Annotated in this window: 22 protein-coding genes; 5 read left to right on the top strand and 17 right to left on the bottom strand. The window is 57.3% G+C overall.

Annotated elements, in window-relative coordinates; translation table 11 throughout:
- Window positions 1-10: 10 nt before the first annotated feature.
- Window positions 11-610 (bottom strand): 2-hydroxychromene-2-carboxylate isomerase, encoded by a 600-nt coding sequence (locus tag ACR0AY_RS10665; protein WP_170512521.1) that lies wholly within the window; start codon window positions 608-610, stop codon window positions 11-13.
- Between the two features lie 108 nt (window positions 611-718).
- On the opposite strand from ACR0AY_RS10665, the gene ACR0AY_RS10660 reads away from it, so the two are divergent.
- Window positions 719-1,738 carry a ribose-phosphate pyrophosphokinase gene (locus tag ACR0AY_RS10660; RefSeq protein WP_170392433.1) on the top strand — a complete coding sequence of 340 codons (1,020 nt, stop codon included), beginning with the start codon at window positions 719-721 and terminating at the stop codon, window positions 1,736-1,738.
- Window positions 1,739-1,790: 52 nt separating this feature from the next.
- Here ACR0AY_RS10660 and ACR0AY_RS10655 read toward each other — a convergent pair whose 3' ends face one another.
- The 8 genes from ACR0AY_RS10655 to ACR0AY_RS10620 form a co-directional block, all read right to left on the bottom strand.
- Window positions 1,791-2,483: a nitroreductase family protein gene (locus tag ACR0AY_RS10655; RefSeq protein ID WP_170512523.1), complete on the bottom strand. Its 693-nt coding sequence runs from the start codon at window positions 2,481-2,483 to the stop codon at window positions 1,791-1,793.
- Between the two features lie 103 nt (window positions 2,484-2,586).
- Entirely contained in the window at window positions 2,587-2,937 is a 351-nt protein-coding gene (locus ACR0AY_RS10650) for an H-type lectin domain-containing protein (protein WP_170512524.1), read from the bottom strand.
- 117 nt (window positions 2,938-3,054) lie between these two features.
- The gene (locus ACR0AY_RS10645; RefSeq protein WP_170392439.1) at window positions 3,055-3,465 is read right to left on the bottom strand and encodes a F0F1 ATP synthase subunit epsilon; all 411 of its coding nucleotides are present in this window, start codon (window positions 3,463-3,465) and stop codon (window positions 3,055-3,057) included.
- Window positions 3,466-3,477: 12 nt separating this feature from the next.
- A complete protein-coding gene (gene atpD / locus ACR0AY_RS10640; protein ID WP_039537698.1) occupies window positions 3,478-4,902 on the bottom strand; it encodes a F0F1 ATP synthase subunit beta in 1,425 nt (474 codons plus the stop codon).
- A 20-nt stretch (window positions 4,903-4,922) separates the two neighbouring features.
- Window positions 4,923-5,801, bottom strand: coding sequence for a F0F1 ATP synthase subunit gamma (locus tag ACR0AY_RS10635; RefSeq protein WP_170512526.1), 879 nt, complete (start codon window positions 5,799-5,801; stop codon window positions 4,923-4,925).
- A 15-nt stretch (window positions 5,802-5,816) separates the two neighbouring features.
- A complete protein-coding gene (gene atpA, locus ACR0AY_RS10630; protein WP_170392443.1) occupies window positions 5,817-7,355 on the bottom strand; it encodes a F0F1 ATP synthase subunit alpha in 1,539 nt (512 codons plus the stop codon).
- Window positions 7,356-7,916: a F0F1 ATP synthase subunit delta gene (locus ACR0AY_RS10625; RefSeq protein WP_170392445.1), complete on the bottom strand. Its 561-nt coding sequence runs from the start codon at window positions 7,914-7,916 to the stop codon at window positions 7,356-7,358.
- 302 nt (window positions 7,917-8,218) lie between these two features.
- Complete coding sequence (locus ACR0AY_RS10620) at window positions 8,219-8,953, bottom strand: methyltransferase domain-containing protein (protein ID WP_170401881.1); 735 nt, start codon at window positions 8,951-8,953, stop codon at window positions 8,219-8,221.
- Window positions 8,954-9,014: 61 nt separating this feature from the next.
- Between ACR0AY_RS10620 and gloB the strand changes: the two genes are divergently transcribed.
- Window positions 9,015-9,782, top strand: coding sequence for a hydroxyacylglutathione hydrolase (gene gloB, locus ACR0AY_RS10615; RefSeq protein ID WP_170512527.1), 768 nt, complete (start codon window positions 9,015-9,017; stop codon window positions 9,780-9,782).
- Between the two features lie 174 nt (window positions 9,783-9,956).
- Entirely contained in the window at window positions 9,957-12,281 is a 2,325-nt protein-coding gene (gene clpA, locus ACR0AY_RS10610) for an ATP-dependent Clp protease ATP-binding subunit ClpA (RefSeq protein ID WP_170401887.1), read from the top strand.
- 87 nt (window positions 12,282-12,368) lie between these two features.
- On the opposite strand, the gene ACR0AY_RS10605 is transcribed toward clpA, so the two are convergent.
- The 3 genes from ACR0AY_RS10605 to ACR0AY_RS10595 all read right to left on the bottom strand — a co-directional run bounded on the left by ACR0AY_RS10605 (window position 12,369) and on the right by ACR0AY_RS10595 (window position 15,829).
- Window positions 12,369-14,048: a peptidoglycan -binding protein gene (locus tag ACR0AY_RS10605; RefSeq protein WP_170512529.1), complete on the bottom strand. Its 1,680-nt coding sequence runs from the start codon at window positions 14,046-14,048 to the stop codon at window positions 12,369-12,371.
- Window positions 14,049-14,051: 3 nt separating this feature from the next.
- Entirely contained in the window at window positions 14,052-15,230 is a 1,179-nt protein-coding gene (locus ACR0AY_RS10600) for a biopolymer transporter ExbB (protein WP_170512531.1), read from the bottom strand.
- Window positions 15,231-15,298: 68 nt separating this feature from the next.
- Window positions 15,299-15,829 carry a gamma-glutamylcyclotransferase gene (locus ACR0AY_RS10595; RefSeq protein ID WP_170512532.1) on the bottom strand — a complete coding sequence of 177 codons (531 nt, stop codon included), beginning with the start codon at window positions 15,827-15,829 and terminating at the stop codon, window positions 15,299-15,301.
- Between the two features lie 67 nt (window positions 15,830-15,896).
- On the opposite strand from ACR0AY_RS10595, the gene ACR0AY_RS10590 reads away from it, so the two are divergent.
- Window positions 15,897-16,898, top strand: coding sequence for a DUF2125 domain-containing protein (locus ACR0AY_RS10590; RefSeq protein WP_480454136.1), 1,002 nt, complete (start codon window positions 15,897-15,899; stop codon window positions 16,896-16,898).
- Here ACR0AY_RS10590 and ACR0AY_RS10585 read toward each other — a convergent pair.
- The 4 genes from ACR0AY_RS10585 to ACR0AY_RS10570 form a co-directional block, all read right to left on the bottom strand.
- Entirely contained in the window at window positions 16,895-17,716 is an 822-nt protein-coding gene (locus ACR0AY_RS10585; RefSeq protein ID WP_480454134.1) for an extensin-like domain-containing protein, read from the bottom strand. The two genes, ACR0AY_RS10590 and ACR0AY_RS10585, sit on opposite strands and share 4 nt — an antisense overlap.
- On the bottom strand, window positions 17,713-18,633 hold the full coding sequence (locus ACR0AY_RS10580; protein ID WP_170512537.1) for a prephenate/arogenate dehydrogenase family protein: 921 nt from the start codon (window positions 18,631-18,633) through the stop codon (window positions 17,713-17,715). The genes ACR0AY_RS10585 and ACR0AY_RS10580 overlap by 4 nt, the downstream gene beginning before the upstream one ends.
- Window positions 18,630-19,715, bottom strand: a complete 1,086-nt coding sequence (hisC, locus tag ACR0AY_RS10575) for a histidinol-phosphate transaminase (protein ID WP_480454132.1) — start codon at window positions 19,713-19,715, stop codon at window positions 18,630-18,632. The genes ACR0AY_RS10580 and hisC overlap by 4 nt, the downstream gene beginning before the upstream one ends.
- Before the next feature lie 64 nt (window positions 19,716-19,779).
- Window positions 19,780-21,195, bottom strand: a complete 1,416-nt coding sequence (locus ACR0AY_RS10570) for an aminotransferase class V-fold PLP-dependent enzyme (RefSeq protein WP_170512541.1) — start codon at window positions 21,193-21,195, stop codon at window positions 19,780-19,782.
- Between the two features lie 103 nt (window positions 21,196-21,298).
- Here ACR0AY_RS10570 and ACR0AY_RS10565 point away from each other — a divergent pair, with 103 nt between their 5' ends.
- A complete protein-coding gene (locus ACR0AY_RS10565) occupies window positions 21,299-21,760 on the top strand; it encodes an Lrp/AsnC family transcriptional regulator (RefSeq protein ID WP_170401903.1) in 462 nt (153 codons plus the stop codon).
- A gap of 123 nt (window positions 21,761-21,883) precedes the next feature.
- On the opposite strand, the gene rpsD is transcribed toward ACR0AY_RS10565, so the two are convergent.
- Window positions 21,884-22,504 carry a 30S ribosomal protein S4 gene (gene rpsD, locus ACR0AY_RS10560; RefSeq protein WP_170392466.1) on the bottom strand — a complete coding sequence of 207 codons (621 nt, stop codon included), beginning with the start codon at window positions 22,502-22,504 and terminating at the stop codon, window positions 21,884-21,886.
- Between the last annotated feature and the right edge of the window lie 194 nt (window positions 22,505-22,698).

Genomic DNA, 22,698 nt, shown 5'->3' with positions numbered 1-22,698 from the left:
CCTGCCCCGGCTATTTCATCTCAGCCAGATGCTTGTCCAGATCATCAAGACGGTCCTGTCCCCAGAACCTCTGATCGTCCGGTGTGATGTAAAATGGTGCCCCGAAAACACCCCGGTCCACGGCTTCTTCCAGATTTGCGGCGTAGGTTTCCGCACCTACCAACAGGCCACTATCAGCTAGATTTGGATTAAATCCTGCCTGTTCCAAGCAATCCCGGATCACGCCATCATCAGAGATGTCCTTTTCTTCTGCCCAGCAGGCACGCAAGAAGGAATGGCAAAGTTTACCCACATCACCTGATCCATCCTGTACTGCTGCGATCACAGCGTAAGAGGACGGTGCCATGTTCGTCGGCCAGTGCGCAGGCTGCAGGTTCAACGGCATATCCAGATTGCGCGCTTGGCGCACCAGTTCCTGCGCGCGGTATTCGATGCGAGAGATATGACGATCTTTTGGTGGCGTTCCACCTGTCCGGCCGAACAGGGCAACAATATCCAATGGTTTATAGTTGATCGTCGCACCGTGTTTTTCCGCGATCTCTTCAAGGCGCATTCCCGCCAGATAGGAATAGGGCGAGAGTGTCGCAAAAAAGTAGTCAATCTGGGCCATGTTCACTTTCTCCGCTGCGTTATCTTTGCGGGACGGTAGACCCATGCTAAGCGGTGTCAACATCACGAATCTGTCACATTGCCACTGCTGCCCGGGGAAAATCAGCCGATGCCGACACTTCACGAACCCAAGCTTATCGCTGGGAACGCCAATCTTCCGCTTGCCGAAACCATTGCACGTCGCATGAGCCTGCATCGCGGCGTTGACCAGGGGCTGGTCGATGCAAGGGTCGAACGGTTCAACGACGGAGAGATTTTCGTCGAGGTTTTCGAGAATGTGCGCGGTGAAGATATGTTTATCGTTCAACCAACCTCGAACCCCGCCAATGACAATCTGATGGAGCTGCTGATCATCGCAGATGCCCTGCGCCGTTCATCCGCAGCCCGGATCACCGCTGTCATTCCGTATTTCGGGTACGCCCGTCAGGACCGCCGCACCAAAGCGCGCACGCCAATCAGCGCCAAGCTGGTGGCAAACATGCTGACTGGTGCGGGTATCGAACGGATTCTAACCATGGATCTGCACGCAGCCCAGATTCAGGGCTTTTTCGACATGCCGGTGGACAACCTTTATGCCTCGCCGATCTTTGCCCTGGATGTGAAGAAGCAGTTCAAAGACCAAATGGACGACCTGATGGTGGTCTCGCCAGATGTCGGCGGTGTGGCCCGCGCCCGCGAACTGGCCAAACGCATCAATGCACCACTTTCGATCGTCGACAAACGCCGCGAGAAGGCAGGCGAAGTGGCCGAGATGACTGTCATTGGTGACGTGAAAGACAAAATCTGCCTGATCGTCGATGACATTTGCGATACCGCTGGCACTCTGTGCAAAGCTGCCCAGGTGCTGATGGATAACGGCGCCAAGGAAGTACACTCTTACATCACCCACGGTGTCATGAGTGGACCGGCGGTTGAACGTGTGACCAATTCGGTGATGAAATCTCTGGTCCTATCGGACACGATCCAGCCTACGGCTGAGATCAACAAGGCCGCCAATATCCGCATCGTGCCCACCGCGCCGATCTTTACGCAGGCGATCCTGAACATTTGGAATGGCACCAGCGTATCATCGCTGTTCGAAGACAAGACACTGACGCCGATCTACGAGTCACTTTATCATATGGATTGATCGAAAAAACTGCTGACTACTATTGATAATGTCTGAATTCATGACGGCCTGCCTATTCGGCGACCGTCATGATTTCTTCCAACGGTTTTTTCATCTTTGCAACTTTTGGCACCTTCGCGTCGTCTTGCGGGTGGCCTACAGCTACGATCATAATAGGCTTTTCATGATCAGGGCGGTTTAGCAGTTTATTCAGGAATTTCATCGGGTTGGGTGTGTGGGTCAGCGATACCAGCCCTGCATGGTGCAGCGCCGTCAACAAAAAGCCCGTGGCAATGCCCGTGCTTTCAGGCACGTAGTAGTTTTTGAACCGATCTCCATCATCGAAATGACCCCAACGTTGGGCGAAAATCACTATCAGCCACGGTGCGTCTTCCAGATGCGGCTTCTGATCGTTAGTCCCGATTGGTTCAAGCGCCTTCAGCCATTCATCCCCGGCACCGCCTTCATAAAACCTGCGCTCTTCAGCTTCCGCTTCTTCCCGAATACGGCGCTTCATCTCAGGGTTCGAGATTGCCACAAAGTGCCAGGGCTGATGATTGGCTCCTGAGGGCGCTGTTCCGGCTGCGTGAATGCACTCTTCGATGACCGTGCGCTCGACGGGCCGGTCCGAATAGTCACGCACGGTATGGCGGCGTTTCATCTTGTCGTAGAACGCTCGCGCTTCGGCCAGCATTTCTTCATCAGACAAGTCCATACGATCCGGAAGGTCCAAGGCTTCGTATTCGATATGATCTCGTGCAAACACCTATAAGATCCTCCGGTTGCGTTAGCCGCTATTTGGGGTGGCCAGTCTTCTTTATGGGACGACGCGCGAAGGTGCGCAATCTTATGTCACGAACAGGCCTGCTTCACGAGATATCCCAATCGTCTTCATGCGAAACATCTCCAATTGCGGTCCAATTCACCCGAATTCTGGCGATACGCGTATCAGACCAGGTGCGAAACACCGCATTGAATCCTTCCGGCGTTATATCTTCGGCCTGAACTTCAGCGCGTAAAGCGGAGGACGTATCCACATCCCAAAGCACCACGCCTATCTGGACGATTGGCACAGAGCGGAACACTTCTGAAAAACGGATGCTTACGCGACGCTCACGCGGGCCCTCACCAGTCCACATCGCGCCACCATCGGCGAAATCGGAAAACAAGACCTCCTCGCCCTGATCAATGCCGATGGGATGGGTTTGAAACTTTTTCATCTATCGTCTTTTATTGTTCAATTCCTGCAGCTTAACTTCAGCGAATGGCAAAATCACGACAAAAAAACGGCCCCGCGTATACGGGGCCGTTCCAAGTGATCAGAATGTCATGAACCCTTACAGGCTCATATGCGTTCCTAGGGCTTCCATGTCAGCCAGCAACTTTGCAGCATCGTCGACGATGGTCTGATCGTCACCGGCCTTGGCTGCCTCGTGCGAGGCGCGGGCGTCAGCGATCAGATCGTCCAGATGCGAACGTGTTACTTCAGCAACCGGAATGGCCTTTTCGGCCAGAACCGACAGGCCATCACCATTGATCTGAGCAAACCCACCGGTGACCAGGTATTCGCTGGAGCCTTCGGGTGCTTCGACCTTCAGGATGCCCGGGCGCAGCGTGGTGATAGTGGGAGCATGATCGGGCATTGCCGTCATATCCCCGTCCGCGCCGGGAATCTGGACCGCCGTCGCGCTAAGCGAAGCAAGGCTCCGCTCGGGGCTGACGAGGTCGAATTGCATCGTGTTTGCCATCAGGGATACTCCTTAGGCGGCTTCTGCGGCCATCTTCTCCGCTTTGGCGATCACTTCTTCGATGCCGCCAACCATCAGGAAGGCCGCTTCGGGCAGGTGATCGTATTCGCCAGCGACAACCGCTTTGAACGACGCGATGGTCACATCCAGAGGAACCTGAACGCCCGGCGAACCGGTGAAGACTTCGGCCACGTCGAACGGCTGCGACAGGAAGCGCTCGATCTTACGGGCACGTGCCACGGTCAGTTTGTCCTCTTCCGACAGTTCGTCCATGCCGAGGATGGCGATGATGTCCTGCAGTGACTTGTAGCGCTGGAGGATCTGCTGAACGTCGGTCGCAACCTTGTAGTGCTCTTCACCAACGATGGCCGGGTCGAGCAGACGCGATGTCGAGTCGAGCGGGTCAACCGCAGGGTAGATACCCTTTTCCGAGATCGCACGGTTAAGAACGGTGGTCGCGTCCAAGTGCGCAAACGAGGTTGCCGGCGCAGGGTCGGTAAGGTCGTCCGCAGGCACGTAGATCGCCTGCACGGACGTGATCGAGCCCGACTTGGTCGAGGTGATGCGTTCCTGCAGGGCACCCATGTCGGTTGCCAGGGTCGGCTGGTAGCCCACCGCCGAAGGAATACGACCCAGCAGAGCCGAAACCTCGGAACCCGCCTGCGTGAAGCGGAAGATGTTGTCGACGAAGAACAGAACGTCAGTACCGGACTGGTCGCGGAACTGCTCGGCCAGGGTCAGACCGGTCAGAGCAACACGCGCACGCGCACCCGGAGGTTCGTTCATCTGACCGTAAACCAGGGCCACCTGCGATTCCGACAGGTTGTCCGGTTTAATAACGTTCGATTCGATCATCTCGTGGTACAGGTCGTTGCCTTCACGGGTCCGTTCACCAACACCCGCGAACACCGAGAAGCCCGAGTGCACTTTTGCGATGTTGTTGATCAGTTCCATGATCAGAACGGTTTTACCAACGCCGGCGCCGCCGAACAGGCCGATCTTACCGCCTTTGGCGTATGGGGCCAGCAGGTCAACAACCTTGATGCCGGTTACCAGAACTTCCGACTCGGTCGACTGTTCGTCAAAAGTCGGTGCAGGCTGGTGGATCGCACGGGCTTCGGTTGCTTCAACCGGGCCTTTTTCGTCGATCGGCTCGCCAACCACGTTCAGGATGCGGCCCAGAGTGGCGTTACCAACCGGAACCGAGATCGGTGCGCCAGTGTCGGTCACGGCTTCGCCGCGGACCAGACCCTCGGTCGCGTCCATCGCGATGGTACGGACGGTGTTTTCACCCAGGTGCTGAGCAACTTCCAACACCAGGCGCTTGCCGTTGTTGGTGGTTTCCAGCGCGTTCAGAATTTCAGGCAGCTGATCTTCGAAGTGCACGTCGACGACGGCCCCGATGATCTGTGTGACTTTGCCTTTTGCATTCGCCATGTTTCGTCTCCGGTATGTCTCTACAGCGCTTCGGCGCCGGAAATAATTTCAATCAGCTCGTTGGTGATCACGGCCTGACGCGAGCGGTTGAACTGGATCGTCAGCTTGTCGATCATCTCACCCGCGTTGCGTGTCGCGTTGTCCATTGCGGACATCCGTGCACCCTGTTCAGACGCTCCGTTTTCGAGCAGAGCCGAGAAGATCGCGGTGGCAACCCCCTTGGGCAGCAGGTCGGCCAGGATGGCCTCTTCGCTGGGCTCGTAGTCGAATACCGCACCGCTGTCGTCACCCGTCGCTTCGTCTTCGAACGAGGCGGGGATGACCTGCTGTGCCGTCGGGATCTGGGTCACAACGTTGACGAACTTCGAGTAGAAGATCGTGGCAACGTCGAACTCACCCCCGTCGAAACGAGACAGGACGTCCTTGGCGATGTCTTGCGCGTTGGAATACCCCAGACGCTTGACCTCGCTCAGGTCGATATGTCCAACGAACAGATCGCTAAAATCACGCTTGAGCGCGTCGCGGCCTTTTTTGCCGACGGTCAAAACCTTGACCGTCTTGCCTTTGGCGCGCAACTCGTCCGCCTTTTGGCGAGCGAGCTTGGCGATGTTCGAGTTGAAGCCGCCACACAGGCCGCGTTCAGCTGTCATAACAACCAGCAGATGGACATCATCACTGCCCGTGCCACGGAGCAGCTTGGGGGTGCTGTCGCTGCCCCCGACCGAAGCCGCCAGCCCCGCCATCACGGCATTGAACCGCTCGGCATAGGGACGCGAGGCTTCGGCAGATTCCTGGGCGCGACGCAGTTTTGCAGCCGCGACCATCTGCATGGCCTTGGTGATCTTGCGGGTCGATTTGACCGACTCGATCCTGTTTTTAAGGTCCTTAAGATTTGGCATATGCCCGCCTCTCCCTTAAGCGAAGGTTGCGGCGTATTCGTCCAGCGCAGCCTTGATCTTGTCGGAAGCGTCACCCTTGATCTTGGGATCTTCGTCCGTGATCCACTGAAGCAGATCCGCGTGCTTGCCACGCAGGTGCGCCAGCAGGCCAGCTTCGTAACGACCAACATCGGACACGTCGATCTTATCGAGGTAACCATTGGTACCGGCGAAGATTACGCAGACGATTTCAGCGTTGGTCAGCGGCGAGTACTGCGGCTGTTTCATCAGCTCGGTCAGACGCGCACCACGGTTCAGCAGCTGCTGGGTCGCGGCGTCGAGGTCAGAACCAAACTGCGCAAAGGCAGCCATTTCGCGGTACTGAGCCAGTTCCAACTTAACTGGACCGGCAACCGACTTCATCGAGTTGGTCTGAGCCGAGGAGCCCACACGCGAAACCGACAGACCGGTGTTCACGGCGGGGCGGATACCCTGATAGAACAGTTCGGTTTCCAGGAAGATCTGGCCGTCGGTGATCGAGATCACGTTGGTCGGAATAAACGCCGAAACGTCACCACCTTGAGTTTCGATAACCGGCAGAGCGGTCAGCGAGCCCGCACCGAAGTCTTCGTTCAGCTTTGCCGAACGTTCCAACAGACGCGAGTGGAGGTAGAAAACGTCGCCAGGATAGGCTTCACGTCCGGGCGGACGGCGCAGCAGCAGCGACATCTGACGATAGGACACAGCCTGCTTCGACAGGTCATCATAGATGATCAGCGCGTGGCGGCCGTTGTCACGGAAGTATTCGGCCATCGCGGTTGCGGCGTAAGGTGCAAGGAACTGCATCGGTGCCGGGTCGGACGCGGTTGCCGCCACAACGATTGAGTAGTCGATCGCGCCGGACTCTTCCAGTTTCTTCACCAGCTGAGCAACGGTCGAACGCTTTTGACCGATCGCAACGTACACGCAGTACAGCTTCTTCGACTCGTCGTCGCCTGCTGCGTCGTTGTAAACTTTCTGGTTCAGGATCGCGTCCAGAGCAACGGCGGTTTTACCGGTCTGACGGTCACCAATGATCAGCTCACGCTGGCCACGGCCGATTGGGATCATTGCGTCAACCGATTTCAGGCCGGTTGCCATCGGCTCGTGAACCGATTTACGCGGAATGATGCCCGGCGCTTTAACGTCTGCAACGCCACGCTTGGTCGCGTTGATCGGGCCTTTGCCGTCCAGCGGGTTGCCCAGACCGTCAACAACGCGGCCCAGCAGCTCGTCACCGATCGGAACGTCCACGATCGAGTTGGTGCGCTTAACAGTGTCACCTTCTTTGATGTCACGGTCGGAACCGAAGATAACAACACCGACGTTGTCGCTTTCCAGGTTCAGCGCCATACCCATGATGCCGCCGGGGAATTCGACCATCTCACCGGCTTGCACATTGTCCAGGCCGTATACACGGGCAATCCCGTCACCGACGCTCAGCACGCGGCCGATCTCGGCCACTTCGGCTTCCTGACCAAAATTCTTGATCTGGTCCTTCAGGATTGCAGAAATCTCTGCAGCTTGGATTCCCATTTATCCGACCTCTTTCATTGCATTCTGTAGGGAGTTCAGCTTCGAACGGATCGAGCTATCGATCATTTTCGAGCCCACTTTAACGACAAGACCGCCGATGAGGCTTTCATCAACGGTCGCATTGATTGTCACGGTCTTGCCCACACGCTCGGACAGCGTCTTGGACAGTTTATCCATTTGGGTCTTGGTCAGCGCCTTGGCCGAGGCGACATCGGCGGTCACCTCGCCACGCTCGTCAGCCAGCATGTCGCGCAGAACCTGCACCAGTTGCGGTACAACGAACAGACGACGTTTCTGCGCCATCAGACCCAGCGTATTGCGCAGGATGGCATGCAGGCCCATCTTGTCCGCAACAGCGGTGATTGCGCTTTCCTGTTCGGCGCGCGAAACCAAAGGCGATGCGATCAGGTCGCGCAATTCAGCGCTGTCACCCAATGCTGCTGCCAGATCGTTGATTCCGGTTTCCAGACCTGCAAGGTCATTATTCTCTTTGGCGATCTCGAAGATCGCGGTGGCATAGCGCTCGGCGATGCCAGTGGAAATCGAAGCTGGTTCGGACACGTCCACCCTTCCGATATTTGAGGCCCCGATTTTGAGTAGCGGCCGCTACCTTGGGGCGTGAGGAAACCCCGTCCATTTAGGGCGGGGATCAAAATCACCGGGGATGTAGCAGAGGTGTTCCAACCAAGCAATACGCTATAGCGGTAACAGTTTTATCCACAAATTATTATTTTTCATACACTTAACCCAACTGCGACCCTTTGGACCGATTGAGGCAGTTGAAAAATGTTACGAATATGCAGGTTTTTGCGATTCCTGTGACCTTTTTCCCGCATTTTTTCCGTTCAAAATGCGCCGGACTGTCACGCAGGCTTTAACAAACCATCCAACGCTTTGATCGGGCGCTTCGCTGTGTCTTTGGTAACGCTCCCGCTAGGCGGGCGAATGAGTTTACTGGCCTCAACCATAAGCACGCCTCCGGCCATGACGGTTGGGATGCGTTGTCCAGTCTTCTCGATCAGGCTACCTGATTTTAGCCAGAACCGACGGAACGAAGGCGGCAGGTAAAGCGCCGAGCAATGGTTTTCAGGGACGAAGTGGTGCGCGCGCAATTGGTTTTCCAATTGGGTAGTTGAATAGGGCTGCCCAAAGCCAAACGGCGTCCGGTCTGAGCGCGACCAAAGCCCGGCCCGGTTCGGTACGACAAATAGCACACGCCCTCCGGGCCCCAGAACGCGCCAGCATTCTTCCAGCAATTGGCTGGGTCGGTTTGAAGTTTCCAAACCATGCATCACCACGAGTTTATCCACATGGCCAGTTTCGATTGGCCACATCGTCTCTTCGGTCAGAACGGAAACATTGGGCATCCCCGCAGGCCATGGCATTACACCCTGCGGACCAGGCATAAGACCAATCACACGGCGCGCATCTTTGAGGTAAGGCCGCAATAAAGGTACGGCAAAACCAAATCCGACCACAGTTTGCCCCTTGGCTTCGGGCCAAAGATCCACCAACCGACCACGGATCGCTGCCTGGGCCGCGCGCCCCAGGGTGCTGCGATAGTAGAAATTCCTCAGATCCTGCACATCAAGATGCATTGCGGACACCCGGTCAATCGGCTTAGCTGGGCGCAGTCTAGCAATGAAAGGGCAAAAGGCCATGCCTCTTGAGATCGTCACCATTCCTTGCCTCAGCGATAATTACGCCTTTCTCGCCCATGATCCGGCCAGCGGTGAGACTGCCTTGATCGATGCGCCAGAGGCAGCTCCGATTCTGGCTGAACTGGATTCGCGCGGCTGGCAGCTAAGCCATGTGTTGCTGACCCATCATCATTGGGATCATGTGGACGGGCTGGGCGACATTCTGGCGAAACAGCCCGCGCGTGTGATCGGCGCAAAAGCAGATGAGCATCGGTTGCCAAAACTCGATCAGGCGGTGGTTGAAGGTGACACATTTTATATCGGCGGTGAGCCGGTCGAGGTTCTTGATGTGTCCGGGCACACAATTGGGCACATTGCATTCTACATGCCCCAAACTGGCGTTGTATTCACCGCTGACAGCCTGATGGCGCTGGGATGTGGGCGATTGTTCGAGGGCACGCCTGCGCAAATGTGGGCCTCTCTCAGCAAGTTGGCGGCCCTGCCCGATGAAACAATCGTGTGCTCAGGCCACGAATACACACAGGCAAACGCCAAGTTCGCCCTGACCATCGATCCCGACAACCCAGCCTTGCTTGACCGCGTGGCCGATATTAATCGCGCCCGCGCTGCCGGAGAACCTACTGTGCCTTCGCTTTTAGGCCTGGAAAAGGCGACAAATCCGTTTCTAAGGGCCACTGATCCGGCGATTCAGGCCCATCTGGGCATGGAAAACTCTGATCCCGTGTCCGTATTCGCCGAAATTCGAGCCCAAAAAGACAGCTTTTAACCCATTTCAAGCCCCAATCACGGCCACGGTCACAACAAATGTGACTGTCAAGTGAAAGAAAACCCTTGAAGCCGGGGCGGGATCAACCAAACTCTAATAGTATGAGGACATGGTTGGGATGGGGATCCGGCCTGCAGCCCGCCCCCTTCCGGCCCAATACAGAGGAGCACCCGCGTGCCTTCATTCTCGAGCACACTTGAACAAGCCATCCACGCGGCCCTTGCGGCGGCGAATGAACGGCGACATGAATTCGCAACGCTAGAGCATCTGCTGCTGGCGCTGTTGGAAGAACCCGATGCGGTGCGCGTCATGAAAGCGTGCAGCGTCGATCTAGACGAGTTACGCAGCACCTTGGTCGAATTCATCGACGAAGATCTGTCAAACCTCGTCACTGATATCGACGGGTCAGAAGCAGTACCGACTGCAGCCTTCCAGCGTGTCATTCAGCGCGCCGCGATCCACGTTCAAAGCTCTGGCCGCACAGAGGTGACCGGGGCCAATGTACTGGTGGCCATCTTCGCCGAACGTGAAAGCAACGCAGCCTATTTCCTGCAAGAGCAGGACATGACCCGTTATGACGCGGTAAACTTCATCGCACATGGTGTGGCCAAAGACCCGGCCTATGGAGAGAATCGTCCTGTTACGGGTGCTGATGAAGCCGAAGAAGAGGCTCAGACGACCTCTGGTGACGCCGAGCAGAAAGAAAGCGCGCTTGGCAAATATTGCGTTGATCTGAACGCCAAATCACGCGCCGGTGATGTAGATCCGCTGATCGGACGCTCGGACGAGGTTGAACGCTGTATTCAGGTGCTGTGTCGCCGACGCAAGAACAACCCGCTGCTGGTAGGTGACCCCGGTGTCGGCAAAACCGCCATCGCCGAAGGTCTGGCGCATAAGATCGTTGCAGGCGAGGCCCCGGACGTGTTGTCGGAAACCACCATCTACTCGCTTGATATGGGCGCCCTGCTTGCAGGAACTCGCTATCGCGGCGATTTCGAAGAGCGTCTGAAAGCGGTTGTGACCGAATTGGAAGAGCACCCTGATGCGGTTCTCTTCATCGACGAGATTCACACTGTGATCGGAGCGGGTGCAACCTCGGGCGGTGCGATGGATGCGTCGAACCTGCTGAAGCCAGCGCTTCAGGGTGGCAAACTGCGCACCATGGGCTCGACCACGTATAAAGAGTTCCGTCAGCATTTCGAAAAAGACCGCGCGCTGAGCCGCCGATTCCAGAAAATCGACGTGAACGAGCCGTCGGTCGAGGACAGTGTCAAAATTCTGCGCGGTCTGAAACCGTATTTCGAAGAGCATCACTCGATCAAATATACTGCCGACGCGATCAAGACAGCTGTCGAATTGTCGGCGCGCTATATCAACGACCGCAAACTGCCCGACAAGGCCATCGACGTGATCGATGAGGCCGGGGCAGCGCAGCACCTGCTGGCCGAAAGCAAACGTCGCAAGACCATCGGCGTCAAAGAGATCGAGGCGGTGGTTGCCAAGATTGCGCGTATCCCACCCAAGAACGTCACCAAGGATGATGCCGAGGTTCTCAAAGATCTCGAAACCTCGCTGAAACGCGTGGTGTTTGGTCAAGATGAAGCGATCGAAGCGCTATCCAGTGCGATCAAACTGGCGCGCGCCGGTCTACGTGAGCCCGAAAAACCCATCGGCAACTATCTGTTCGCTGGCCCCACCGGTGTTGGCAAAACAGAGGTGGCGAAACAGTTGGCTGACACGCTTGGTGTTGAACTGCTGCGTTTCGACATGTCGGAATACATGGAGAAGCACGCGGTCAGCCGTCTGATCGGTGCGCCTCCGGGTTATGTCGGGTTTGATCAGGGTGGTTTGCTGACCGACGGTGTCGACCAGCACCCACATTGCGTCTTGTTGCTTGATGAGATCGAAAAAGCGCACCCGGACGTATTCAATATCCTGTTGCAGGTGATGGATCACGGCGAATTGACCGACCACAATGGCCGGACGGTGAATTTCCGCAACGTGGTCCTGATCATGACATCGAACGCAGGTGCGCAGGAGCAGGCGAAAGCCGCCATCGGCTTTGGCCGCGACCGGCGCGAAGGTGAGGATACCGCAGCGATCGAACGTATGTTCACGCCGGAGTTCCGCAACCGCCTGGACGCTGTGATCTCATTTGCACCACTACCGAAAGAGGTCATTTTGCAGGTCGTTGAGAAGTTTGTCCTGCAACTTGAAGCGCAATTGCTGGATCGTGGCGTGACCATCGATCTGACGCCCCGCGCTGCCGAATGGTTGGCCGACAAGGGCTATGATGACAAGATGGGTGCGCGTCCTTTGGGTCGTGTCATTCAGGAACACATCAAGAAACCTCTGGCTGAGGAACTGCTTTTCGGCAAATTGGCCAAAGGCGGGGTGGTCCGCGTCTCGATGAAGAAGGGCGAGCTGAACCTGGAAATCCTAGGCCCCGATCAGCCCCGCATTCCGGGCGACAAGCCCCCGCTTTTAACAGCGGACTAACCCACGGCTTCTATAACGAAAAACGCCCGCCTCCTCGGTGGGCGTTTTTCATGTTTGCCAGGTAATCCGAGGTGGTTCGTACCAGCCTTACCGCTCTGTCAGCTTCAACTCGATCCGACGATTCTGGGCGCGCGCTTCGGGTGTGTCGGCGGGATTAACAGGCTGGAATTCTCCGAACCCGTTTGCCGCCAACCGATCAGGTGGAATGCCCAGTGCATCAACCATATAGCGCACCACAGAAAGTGCTCGGCCCTGGCTGAGCTCCCAGTTGTCGCGATATCGTCCGCCGCCTGCAAATGGCACATTGTCGGTATGCCCATCGACACGAATGACCCAGTTCAAACCCTCGGGTATTTCGGCGGCAACGCTTCGCAGGATATTGGCAACTTTGGCAACCTCCTGACGGCCTTCCGCAGACAGGTTTGCGGACCCGGTGGCAAACAGCACCTCCGACGAGAACACGAAGCGGTCACCTTCGATGCGCACACCATCCTGATCACCCAGCACATCGCGCAGCCGTCCGAAGAATTCCGAGCGATAGCGCTGCAAATCCTCAGCCTGCGCCGCAAGTTCCTGATTTTGGCCCGCCAATTTCTCGGCCTCGGCCTCCAGCCGGATGCGTTCAGCCTCTTCCAGCAGTCGGCGACGACGCTCTTCCGAGGCCGCACGCGCCAGAGCGGCGTTCAGATCCTGGCCCAGCGTCTGTATCTGGATCTCAGCGGCTGCGTTGCGGTCTTCGTAATCGTCCAACAGAGCTTGCAGCGATCCCAACTGGCTACGCAAGGCGGCCATCTGCTGATTCAGCAGCGCAGTCTGACGTTGCGCTTCGGTCGAGATTTCCTGTTCCGACGCAAGCGCATCCCGAGCGAGCGCCAGCAGCGCCGCGCGCTCTTCGGCCAGCGATCTTTGTTCGTCTGCATTTGCCCGCGCCTGGGTTTGGGCATCCAATGCGGCTTGCAATTGTGCCCTCAGTTCTTCGGCATTGATCTCACCGAACTGACGCTCAAGCTCTGCCTTGGCAGCCTGTGCCGCAGCAAGCAAAGTCAGGGTATCCTCGGCTTCCTTTCGCTGCGCCTCCAGCGCCAAGGTCATCGCTGTCAGTTCGGCATCTGCATTTTGCAGACGATCACGCAGCGCCTCGGCAGCGGCGGCTTCGGCCAGGCGGGCGGCCTCTTCCTCGGTCAGTTGCTGCTCCAACTCGGAAATTTGAGCTGCCTGTGCATCTTCATTGGTTTCAAGCTCGGCCACCAAAGCTTCAAGTGCTTCACGTCGAGCCGCAGCAAGGCGGGCGGCTTCGGCCTGAGCGTCGATTTCCTGTCGGCTTTGGGTAAGTGCAAGATTCAGGGCATCTTGTTCATTCAGCAACTCATCTCGTTGCGTTTCCAGCGCAGCAATATCGCCCTGCGCGCGTGCCTGATCGGCCAGCAAAGCAGCAACCTGGGCTTCAAAATCGGTTATTCGGGTTTGTGCCTGCGCCAGATCATCTTCGACCTGATTCAGAGTGGCGTTCAAGTTTCCAAGGCGCGCTTGAAGGCGGTTGTTCTCCCGCTCTTCCAGACCCAGCGCCCCGGCAAGCGCGGCGATTTCGTCGGATAGGGCCGTCAGTTCATCCTCTTGCCCCGAGATGGTTTCGCGCAGCACAAATTGCACGACCATGAAGATGGTCAGCACAAAGGTCAGCACCATCAACAATCCCGTCATCGCATCCACGAAGCCGGGCCAGACCGAGCCCGAGAATCGTTGACCTGTGCGGCGGGACAGCGCCATGGGTTACTCTCCTTCTGGCGGCGTACGTACGGCGCCCCGTGGCAAGGTCAATGCTTTGACCAGTAGCTCAAAATCCTTGCGCAGCTCGTTCATGCTGTCCTGGCGACCCGCGGAAATCTCTTCGAGGATACGCAGCAACTGTACATCCATCGACCGCAGGCGCATGCGGCTTTCCGCATCGATCCCCTCACCCGCGCCATGTTCGCGCATGTGATCAAGCAATGCGTCCTGCCCCAGCGCCACACGCTCAAGCGCAGCCGTCACACCTTCGGTTTGGGCCTGCCGCTGGTTCATTTCCCCGATGACATCGACCAAATGTCCCAGTTTGGTCGAGACGTTCGTGCGATCAACCTCTTGCGCCGAGAACATATCCTGCAGTGCATCCATCTGCTCGGACATGGCGTCCAGAACCGGGGTCAGCACGGCCAGTTCCGCACCGCCCTCATCGCCCGCAGCAAAGCCAACGCGGGTGATCGAGGACAACCATTCTTCCAACTCGCGATAGAACCGGTTCTGGCCATGGCCCGCGAACAGTTCCAGCAGGCCGACGATCAATGAACCGGCCAGACCCAGCAATGACGACCCAAAAGCAACGCCCATACCCTGCAGCTGCGACTCCAATCCTGTCATCAGACGGTTAAAGACGGCCAGACCTTCTTCACCTTCCTGCGGGTTCAGGCTGCGGATCGTATCAACGATGGCAGGAACGGTGGTGGCCAGGCCAAAAAATGTTCCCAGAAGGCCTAGGTAGATTAGCACGTTGGTGATGTAGCGGGTGATCTCACGCTCTTCCTCGACCCGTTCGGCGACGGAATCGAGGATCGATCGGGTGGAACTGGAACTGATCTGCGACCGCGCGCCGCGTTCCCTTAGCAGCGAGGCCAGCGGAGCAAGCAACTGCGGTGGGCGTACATCGTCACGCTCGACCCCTCCGGCAAAGGCTTCGATCCAGCGAACCGAACCGATCAGCTGTGTGACCTGCAGAAAACAGGCCGCAACACCGATGACAAAGACCAGCAGAATGAACCCGTTAAGATACAGATTGGCCTGAATAACAGGCAGCACATAAGGCAACGCCATGAACACGCCAAGTCCTGACAGCCCTATTGCGATCAGCATCATCAAAATCTGACGGATCGGTTGTGAGAAATGTGGTCTCACGCCCTGTTGTGCCTGCGCCATGCGCGTGGCTCCTGGTATTGTCTGCTCTGGGCTGAACCTATCGAAGTTCGCCCCGTGACGCCAAGAGTTTATGCACTGATTGTCCGTACCCGTTGCGACAACCACTCAAGATCAGGATCATGCAGTCCAATCTCAGTCAAGTGCGAGGCAGTATTGTAGAGATATTCGGTATTTGGACCGCGCCCGCCAACCGCGTGGGCGATGATCTGGGCCTGCTCTTCTAGAGGCAGCCCGCCGCAATATTGAACGTGATGAGCGTCGATGACGTAAGTCACCGCGTTCACGATCTGCCCGCAATCCAGATGCACGTCCAACATGCGTTCCAGATAGGCTGATGAGATCAGCTCGCGCTCACGCAGTTCCGCCAACGTGCGCTCTTCGTGGCCCGCCTCGACAGACAGTGCCAAACCAGTGCAGAGCGCGTCGGGCTGCTCGTCTAGCGCCAGCACCAGGCCTGGATCTTCCTCGGTGCCGCGATGGTGGATCGAACGCATACAGAAAGACCGGGCATAGCCATGCAAAGTGGCACGTTCACTGCGGGCTACCGGGAAACCCGGATTCCACAGCAGCGATCCATATCCGAATACCCACATCGTCATTGCACTGGTCCTTGCCTGTTTGGCCCTATAAACATCAAATCCGAGGCAGGAAAAAGGGCCATTCATCATGCGCCGTCTGATACGCGTTTTTGTATTTGTCGCCCTCGCGTGGAGCGCCTACTGGTTTGTCGCCGGTTATGGGCTGCGAAACGCCCTGACCGGTTGGTTTGACCGGCAACAGGAATTGGGCTGGCAGGCCGATTTCTCGGATGTCACGACGGCCGGATATCCGTTTCAGCACATCACGCGCCTGAACAATCCCGCCTTGGCCGATCCGGTTAACGGAACAGCATGGAGCGCGGACTGGATCGAATTCCAAAGCCCGGCAATTTGGCCCGGTCGCCAGATGCTGCGATTTGCCAGCTCGCCGCAGCGCCTGTCCTATTTCGACCAGACCACGACCGTTCAGGCCGAAGAGCTACAGGCCGAATTGCATCTTCAACCCGGCGTCGCGCTGGTGCTTGAGAAAATGGCGCTGACCTCAAAGCGCTGGCTGCTGACCACCGAAGGCGATCCGCAAGCCGGGGGCCAGACGCTGAGCCTTGTGATGGAGCAATCCGGAGCGCCCGAAAGCTACGGGATCGCGGCTAAGATCGACGGATTCACCCCCGGCGACGATCTTCGCCGCCTGATGCGTTCGGCTTCGACCTTGCCGCAATCGTTCGAAACGCTGGAAATGGATATGTTTGTCACTTTCGACAAACCCTGGGACCGCACCGCACTTGAGCAGCGCCGCCCCCAACCCATTGCGATTGATTTGCGTTTGGCAGAAATGAAATGGGGTGAGCTGCGTCTATTCGCCACCGGAGAACTGGAAGTTGACGAACAGGGCATCCCGACAGGTGAAATCGCGATGAAGGCGGAAAACTGGCGCGATATGATCGCGATGGCAAACGCCGCAGGTGCACTGCCAGATCAAGCCGTCGATCCGGTAACCCGCGCATTGGGGTTCATGGCCGGATTGGGGGGCAACCCAGATGCGCTGGATCTACAACTGAATTTCCGAGACGGATTCGTTGCTTTGGGCCCATTGCCCCTTGGCCCCGCCCCGCGGCTGGTTCTGCGTTAACGGCAATAGGTACCGCTGCGATAGCGCGCGGTATCCAGGTGGAAATGATCCCGATGATAGCGATCTGAGTTTGGTCCGAGAACCGTTCCAAACGGCCCGCACGCGCCGCGCCAGACCTTGGTCAGCTGCTTCTTGGACGGGTTTTTGCGCCAGCCATTCAGAACTGTCACCACCTCGCCATCGGCCATCTTGAAGCCCGAAATATCGATGGCACGCCCTTTACCGTGCTCTGATATCCGCGCCCCTTTGCGGTTGTTCCGCGTGCGACAGGCATAATGCGCGGCAACCTGCAGCTCGATCACCGGACCGCGGCGTTTGAACGTGGGCTTGACGGTTTTATCGACCCATTTGTTGAGCGCCTGCGCCGTACCGCAATCCATCGTCGCCGGGCGGCTCAGCCTAACCCCTGAAACCGAAGTGATCTGCACCGCATCCTTGATCCCGCAGGCTTTGATCTTGCCCTTCACACGTCCAACCGCCTTGCCCTGAATGTCGATATCGCCACAGACCGAACCCTTGCGCAGCTTGCGTTTCTTAAGGAAGACGCGCTGTTCCAGCGCTTCCGGGCGCACAAACGGACGGATCGAATTCTCGGGCCCGAGCAATGGTAATTCAGCGGGACGGGCTGCAGCGGCTGTTACCTGCGGCGAAGCGGGCCGTAGCACCGGCCGGATGTTGGGGGTGACGATTGCCACCATCGCATGGGTGGTCTCCGGGCGCGTCAACGGCACAATAGAAGTTTCAGGCGCCGCCGCATTTGCAGTCGTTGCTGCCAAAGCAACGCAGAAAATCAAATGGCTGCAACCGATCTTTCTCATGTCGATGTTTTTCCCCGCCCGAAATCTGGCGCATCCGTATCCTGGCCCGCATCAATGATGCCGCGGCGGATCGCCCTTGTGCGCGTAAAGTAATCGAACAATTGCTCTCCGTCACCTGTGCGGATGGCCCGCTGAAGCGCAAAGAGCTCTTCCGTGAACCGGCCCAGAATCTCCAGCGTTGCGTCTTTGTTGGTCAGAAACACATCACGCCACATCGTCGGGTCCGAAGCCGCGATGCGGGTGAAGTCGCGGAAACCAGCTGCCGAATACTTGATGACTTCGGTGTCTGTAACCCGCCGGAGATCATCCGCAACTCCCACCATCGTATAGGCAATCAGGTGAGGTGCGTGCGAGGTGACCGCCAGCACCAAATCATGATGCGCGGCGTCCATCTCATCGACATTCGATCCCAGACCCTCCCACAAAGCCCGCAGGCGAGCGATCGCATCCGGGTCGGAATCTTCGACCGGCACCAACAGGCTCCAACGGTTGTCGAACAGTTCGGCGAATCCCGATTCAGGCCCGGAATGCTCGGTCCCAGCCAGTGGGTGCGCCGGAATGAAATGAACGCCATCAGGTATGTGTGGTGAGACTGCGTCAATCACGTGACGCTTTACCGACCCTACGTCGGACACGGTGGTACCGGGTTTTAGAACCGGCGCAATCTGCTGCGCTACCGGTCCCATTGCGCCAACCGGAACACACAGAACCACCAGATCAGCACCCTCGACCGCCTCTTGCGCGGTCTCGCAAACCCGGTCACAAAGGCCGATCCGGCGGGCCGTCTCGCGGGTTGCCTCGGATCGCGCATAGCCCGTCACTTCCCCCGCAAGCCCAGCCCGTTTGATCGCCCAGAACATGGACGATGCAATCAGGCCCAACCCGATCAGCGCAACACGGTCGTAAATCTGGCTCATGCAGCGCCCCCTTTGAACGCAGTAATCGCTGCAACCACGCGGCCGCAGGCGATTTCGTCACCTACGGTGATCCGCAGCGCGTTTGGCAGGTTGTAGCCCGTGACCCGCCGCACGATCAAACCCTGCGTTTTCAAATAGTCATCGCAGGCTTCCGCCTCGGCCCTGTCAGCAAAGCGGGCGAGGATGAAATTCGTGCATGACACATCAGATGCGACGCCAACCTTCGCCAGTTCATCAGACAACCAAATCCGGAGGCGTGAATTTTCAGATAGGCAGAACCGCAGATATTCCTCATCCCGCACGGCGGCCTCGGCCGCCGCAAGAGCCGTCAGCGACAGGTTGAACGGCTGACGAACGCGGTTCAGCACATCAATAATCTCTTTCGCCGCATAGCCCCAGCCAACGCGCATCCCACCTAGACCGTACACTTTCGAAAAAGTCCGGGTCATGATGACATTGCTAAACCGGTCCACCAGCCCTGCGCCTCCATCGAAACCATCGACAAATTCGGCATACGCACCATCCAGCACCATCAGGCAATCGGCTGGCAATGCATCCGCCAACCTCTGCAATTCGGCGTCAGAGATCATGGTTGAAGTAGGATTTCCCGGATTGGTCACAAAGACAATCCGTGTCTGCCCAGTGACCGCAGCAAGGATGCTATCTACGTCTACACGGCGATCTCTCTCGGGCACCATGACCGGGGTCGCGCCAGCCATTCGCGCGATGATCGGATACATGGAGAATCCATGCTCGGTATATATCACCTCATCACCCGGACCAGCATAGGCCTGCGCTACGAACTGCAACACTTCATCACTGCCGACACCGCAGATGACCCGATTGGCATCCAGTCCGTGCCGTTCAGAAATTGCGGCGCGCAGGCTGGCATGATCGGTGCTGGGATAACGATGCAGCGAAACGGCACTTTCGCGCACCGCTTCGATCGCCTTGGGACTTGGCCCAAATGGGTTTTCGTTGGAACTCAGCTTGATGACATCCGCAACACCGTCAACATGCGACTGTCCGCCCTGATACAGCGCGATGTCCATTATGCCGGGTTGAGGTGTGATCTGGTTCATGAGGGGCTCCACTAGCTTGGCCCCTCATACCTTTCTCAACGGGTTGAGAAAAGCGGCAATTATCTTACGCCGCTTTGAAGCGCGCCGTCGCCGGATCGGCATTGTAGAATGGGACGAACTCCTCGGTCCGGCGCGACAGCTCGTTAACGCTGTCGATAATGAACTGAACGGTCTCTTCGCTCATGAGGTAAGAGAAATTCAACCGCACCCAACCCGGTTTCTTCATTTCCTCACCCTCCGACAGGGCCGCATGCAATTCTTCCGACGTTGCCCGATCAATGCCCAGCAAACGATGCGCATAGGGTCCGGCACAGGCACAGCCGCCACGTGCCTGGATGCCGTAGATATCGCTGAGCATCCGGGTAAACAGCTGCTGATGCACCGGCTGCCCATTCCGATCACACACGAGGAACGAGAATATCGGCAGGCGGTGTGCATTCTCGGCACCTAGCAATGTCAGATGTGGGTTGTCGGACCACCCATCCAACGCCATGCGGTTACACTGCGCCTCACGCTGTGCGATTTCATCCGTTCCGACCGCATCCTTGACAATGAAGGCCAGGGCCGCACGAATGTCTCCGATCACATTTGGTGTACCCGCCTCTTCCCGTGTCGCGAGATCGGCGCTGTAGTCGTGCCGCCAAGGCGAGACAAAGCTGACAGTCCCACCTCCGGGCCAACTCGGACACGTCCGCTTCACAACGCATTGGTTAACGACCAGAACACCCGACGCCCCCGGCCCACCCGGAAACTTATGCGGAGAGACAACGATCGCGTCCTTCCGCGCATCTTCCGGCCCCATGTCCATTGGCAAATAAGGTCCACCACCCGCATAGTCCCATACCGCAAGCGCACCATGCTCTTTCAGCATCCGCGTCACTGGATCAGGGTCGGTGATGATGCCGGTGACGTTTGACGCCGCTGAGAATGACCCAATCACAAGATCGGAATCTGCGTGTTCGATCAGCACGGCCTTTAGCGCCCGCATATCGGGACCGCCGTCAACGGCTTCTGAAATCTCGATCACCCGCGCCTTGCTTTCACGCCACGGCAGAATGTTCGAATGATGCTCATACGGACCGATCAAAACGACCGGCTGATTAGCCTCTTGCACTCCCAGCAGACTAACCAGCCGGTTGAGACCCGCTGTAGCGCCAGACCCGGTAAAGATCACCGCGTCCTCTTCCTTGGCGCCAACTATGCGGGCAATCTCGGCCCGCGCCTCGCGGCGCAAACGGGTTATATAGGAACCGCAATAGGAGGCTTCGGTGTGGCTGTTGGCATAGAACGGCAACACATGCTCAGCCACGAAATTTTCGACCTGTCGCAACGCGCGACCCGAGGCAACGTAGTCCGCATACACAAGCGGCACGTCCCCATGCAGACCCGGGATGAGTACCCCCTCACCGATCAGCCCATCACGCAGAGTATTTCCGTGAGCAGCAGATTGAATTTCTGCGCGAAAGTTGGACAAGGTCATTACACAGGCTCCATATTGCTAACTCCAATATGATTGATCCATCCTGTGGAAACCTCACAATTTTATGCTTTATATGTCCGAGTTTTGTGTCATATGAGATTATATGGAGAAAAAATTAGATCAAATTGACACGCGTCTTCTGAAGGAACTGCAAAAAGACGCAACACTTTCCCAGCGAGAATTGGCAGATAGGGTCGGCCTGTCCCAAAATGCCTGCTGGCGAAGAATAAAGGCCTTGAACGACACAGGTGTCCTGCAAGGTTCTACGGCGCGCATCGCGCGTGAAAAGCTTGGGCTGAATCTGGTGGTTTTCGTCATGCTGCGCACGCGCCACCACTCTGCCCAATGGTTGCAGGCCTTTCGCAGTCATGTCCTGACCATTCCTGAAGTGGTCGATTTCCATCGCATTGGCGGCGACTATGACTATCAACTCAAGGTCGTTACAGAAGATATGGCCTCTTACGACAAAGTCTATCAACGCCTCATCGATAAGATCGAACTGGACAGCGTCACCTCCTATTTCGCAATGGAGGCCATTGCCGAAAGTCGCCCGCTTCCTATCTGATCCGCCTCTTCATCTGGCCAAATATATCTCGGGGGAGTCGCGCAGCGACTGGGGCAGAGCCCCATCAAAACAAAAAAGACCGCGCTGAAAGCGCGGCCCTTAAACTCAACAGGTCGGCGAAGATTAGTTCTTCGCGTAGAATTCGACGACCAGGTTCGGTTCCATCATAACCGGGTAAGGCACATCGCTCAGGCCCGGTGCACGCACGAAAGTCGCGGTCATTTTCGAGTGGTCGGCGTCGATGTAGTCAGGCACATCACGCTCGGCCAAGCCGACAGCTTCCAGGACAACGGCCAACTGCTTGGACTTGTCACGCACTTCGATAACGTCGCCTTCTTTGACGCGGTAGGACGGGATGTTGACCCGCTTGCCGTTCACTTTAACGTGGCCGTGGTTCACGAACTGACGTGCGGCGAACACGGTCGGAACAAACTTGGCGCGGTAAACAACTGCGTCCAGACGGCGCTCCAGCAGACCGATCAGGTTTTCACCGGTGTCGCCTTTGACACGCTCAGCTTCTGCATAGATGCGGCGGAACTGCTTCTCGGTCAGGTCGCCGTAGTAGCCTTTCAGCTTCTGCTTGGCACGCAGCTGCAGACCGAAGTCAGACAGTTTGCCCTTGCGGCGCTGGCCGTGCTGGCCGGGGCCGTATTCACGACGGTTAACCGGGGATTTCGGACGACCCCAGATGTTTTCGCCCATCCGGCGGTCGATTTTGTACTTGGCAGACGTGCGTTTGGTCACGGCTGATCTCCTTCTTTAGATCGAGGCCCCGATGGGCCACTATGAAGGGCGTTGTCCTCTTGAGGTTTCCCCCATGACAGGCATCCCCTCGCGGGGGCCACCAACACCAATGAAGCCGCGCTTATATCCCTGCTTCGGCCAGAGTCAACACGCCAGAGCAAGCAAAGGGTAGGATTTCTGCTTAGAGTTGGAAT

It is taken from the genome of Ruegeria sp. A5 (assembly GCF_056543005.1).
Note: the sequence above shows the minus strand (reverse complement) of the source record. Positions and strands in the feature narration are given on the sequence as shown.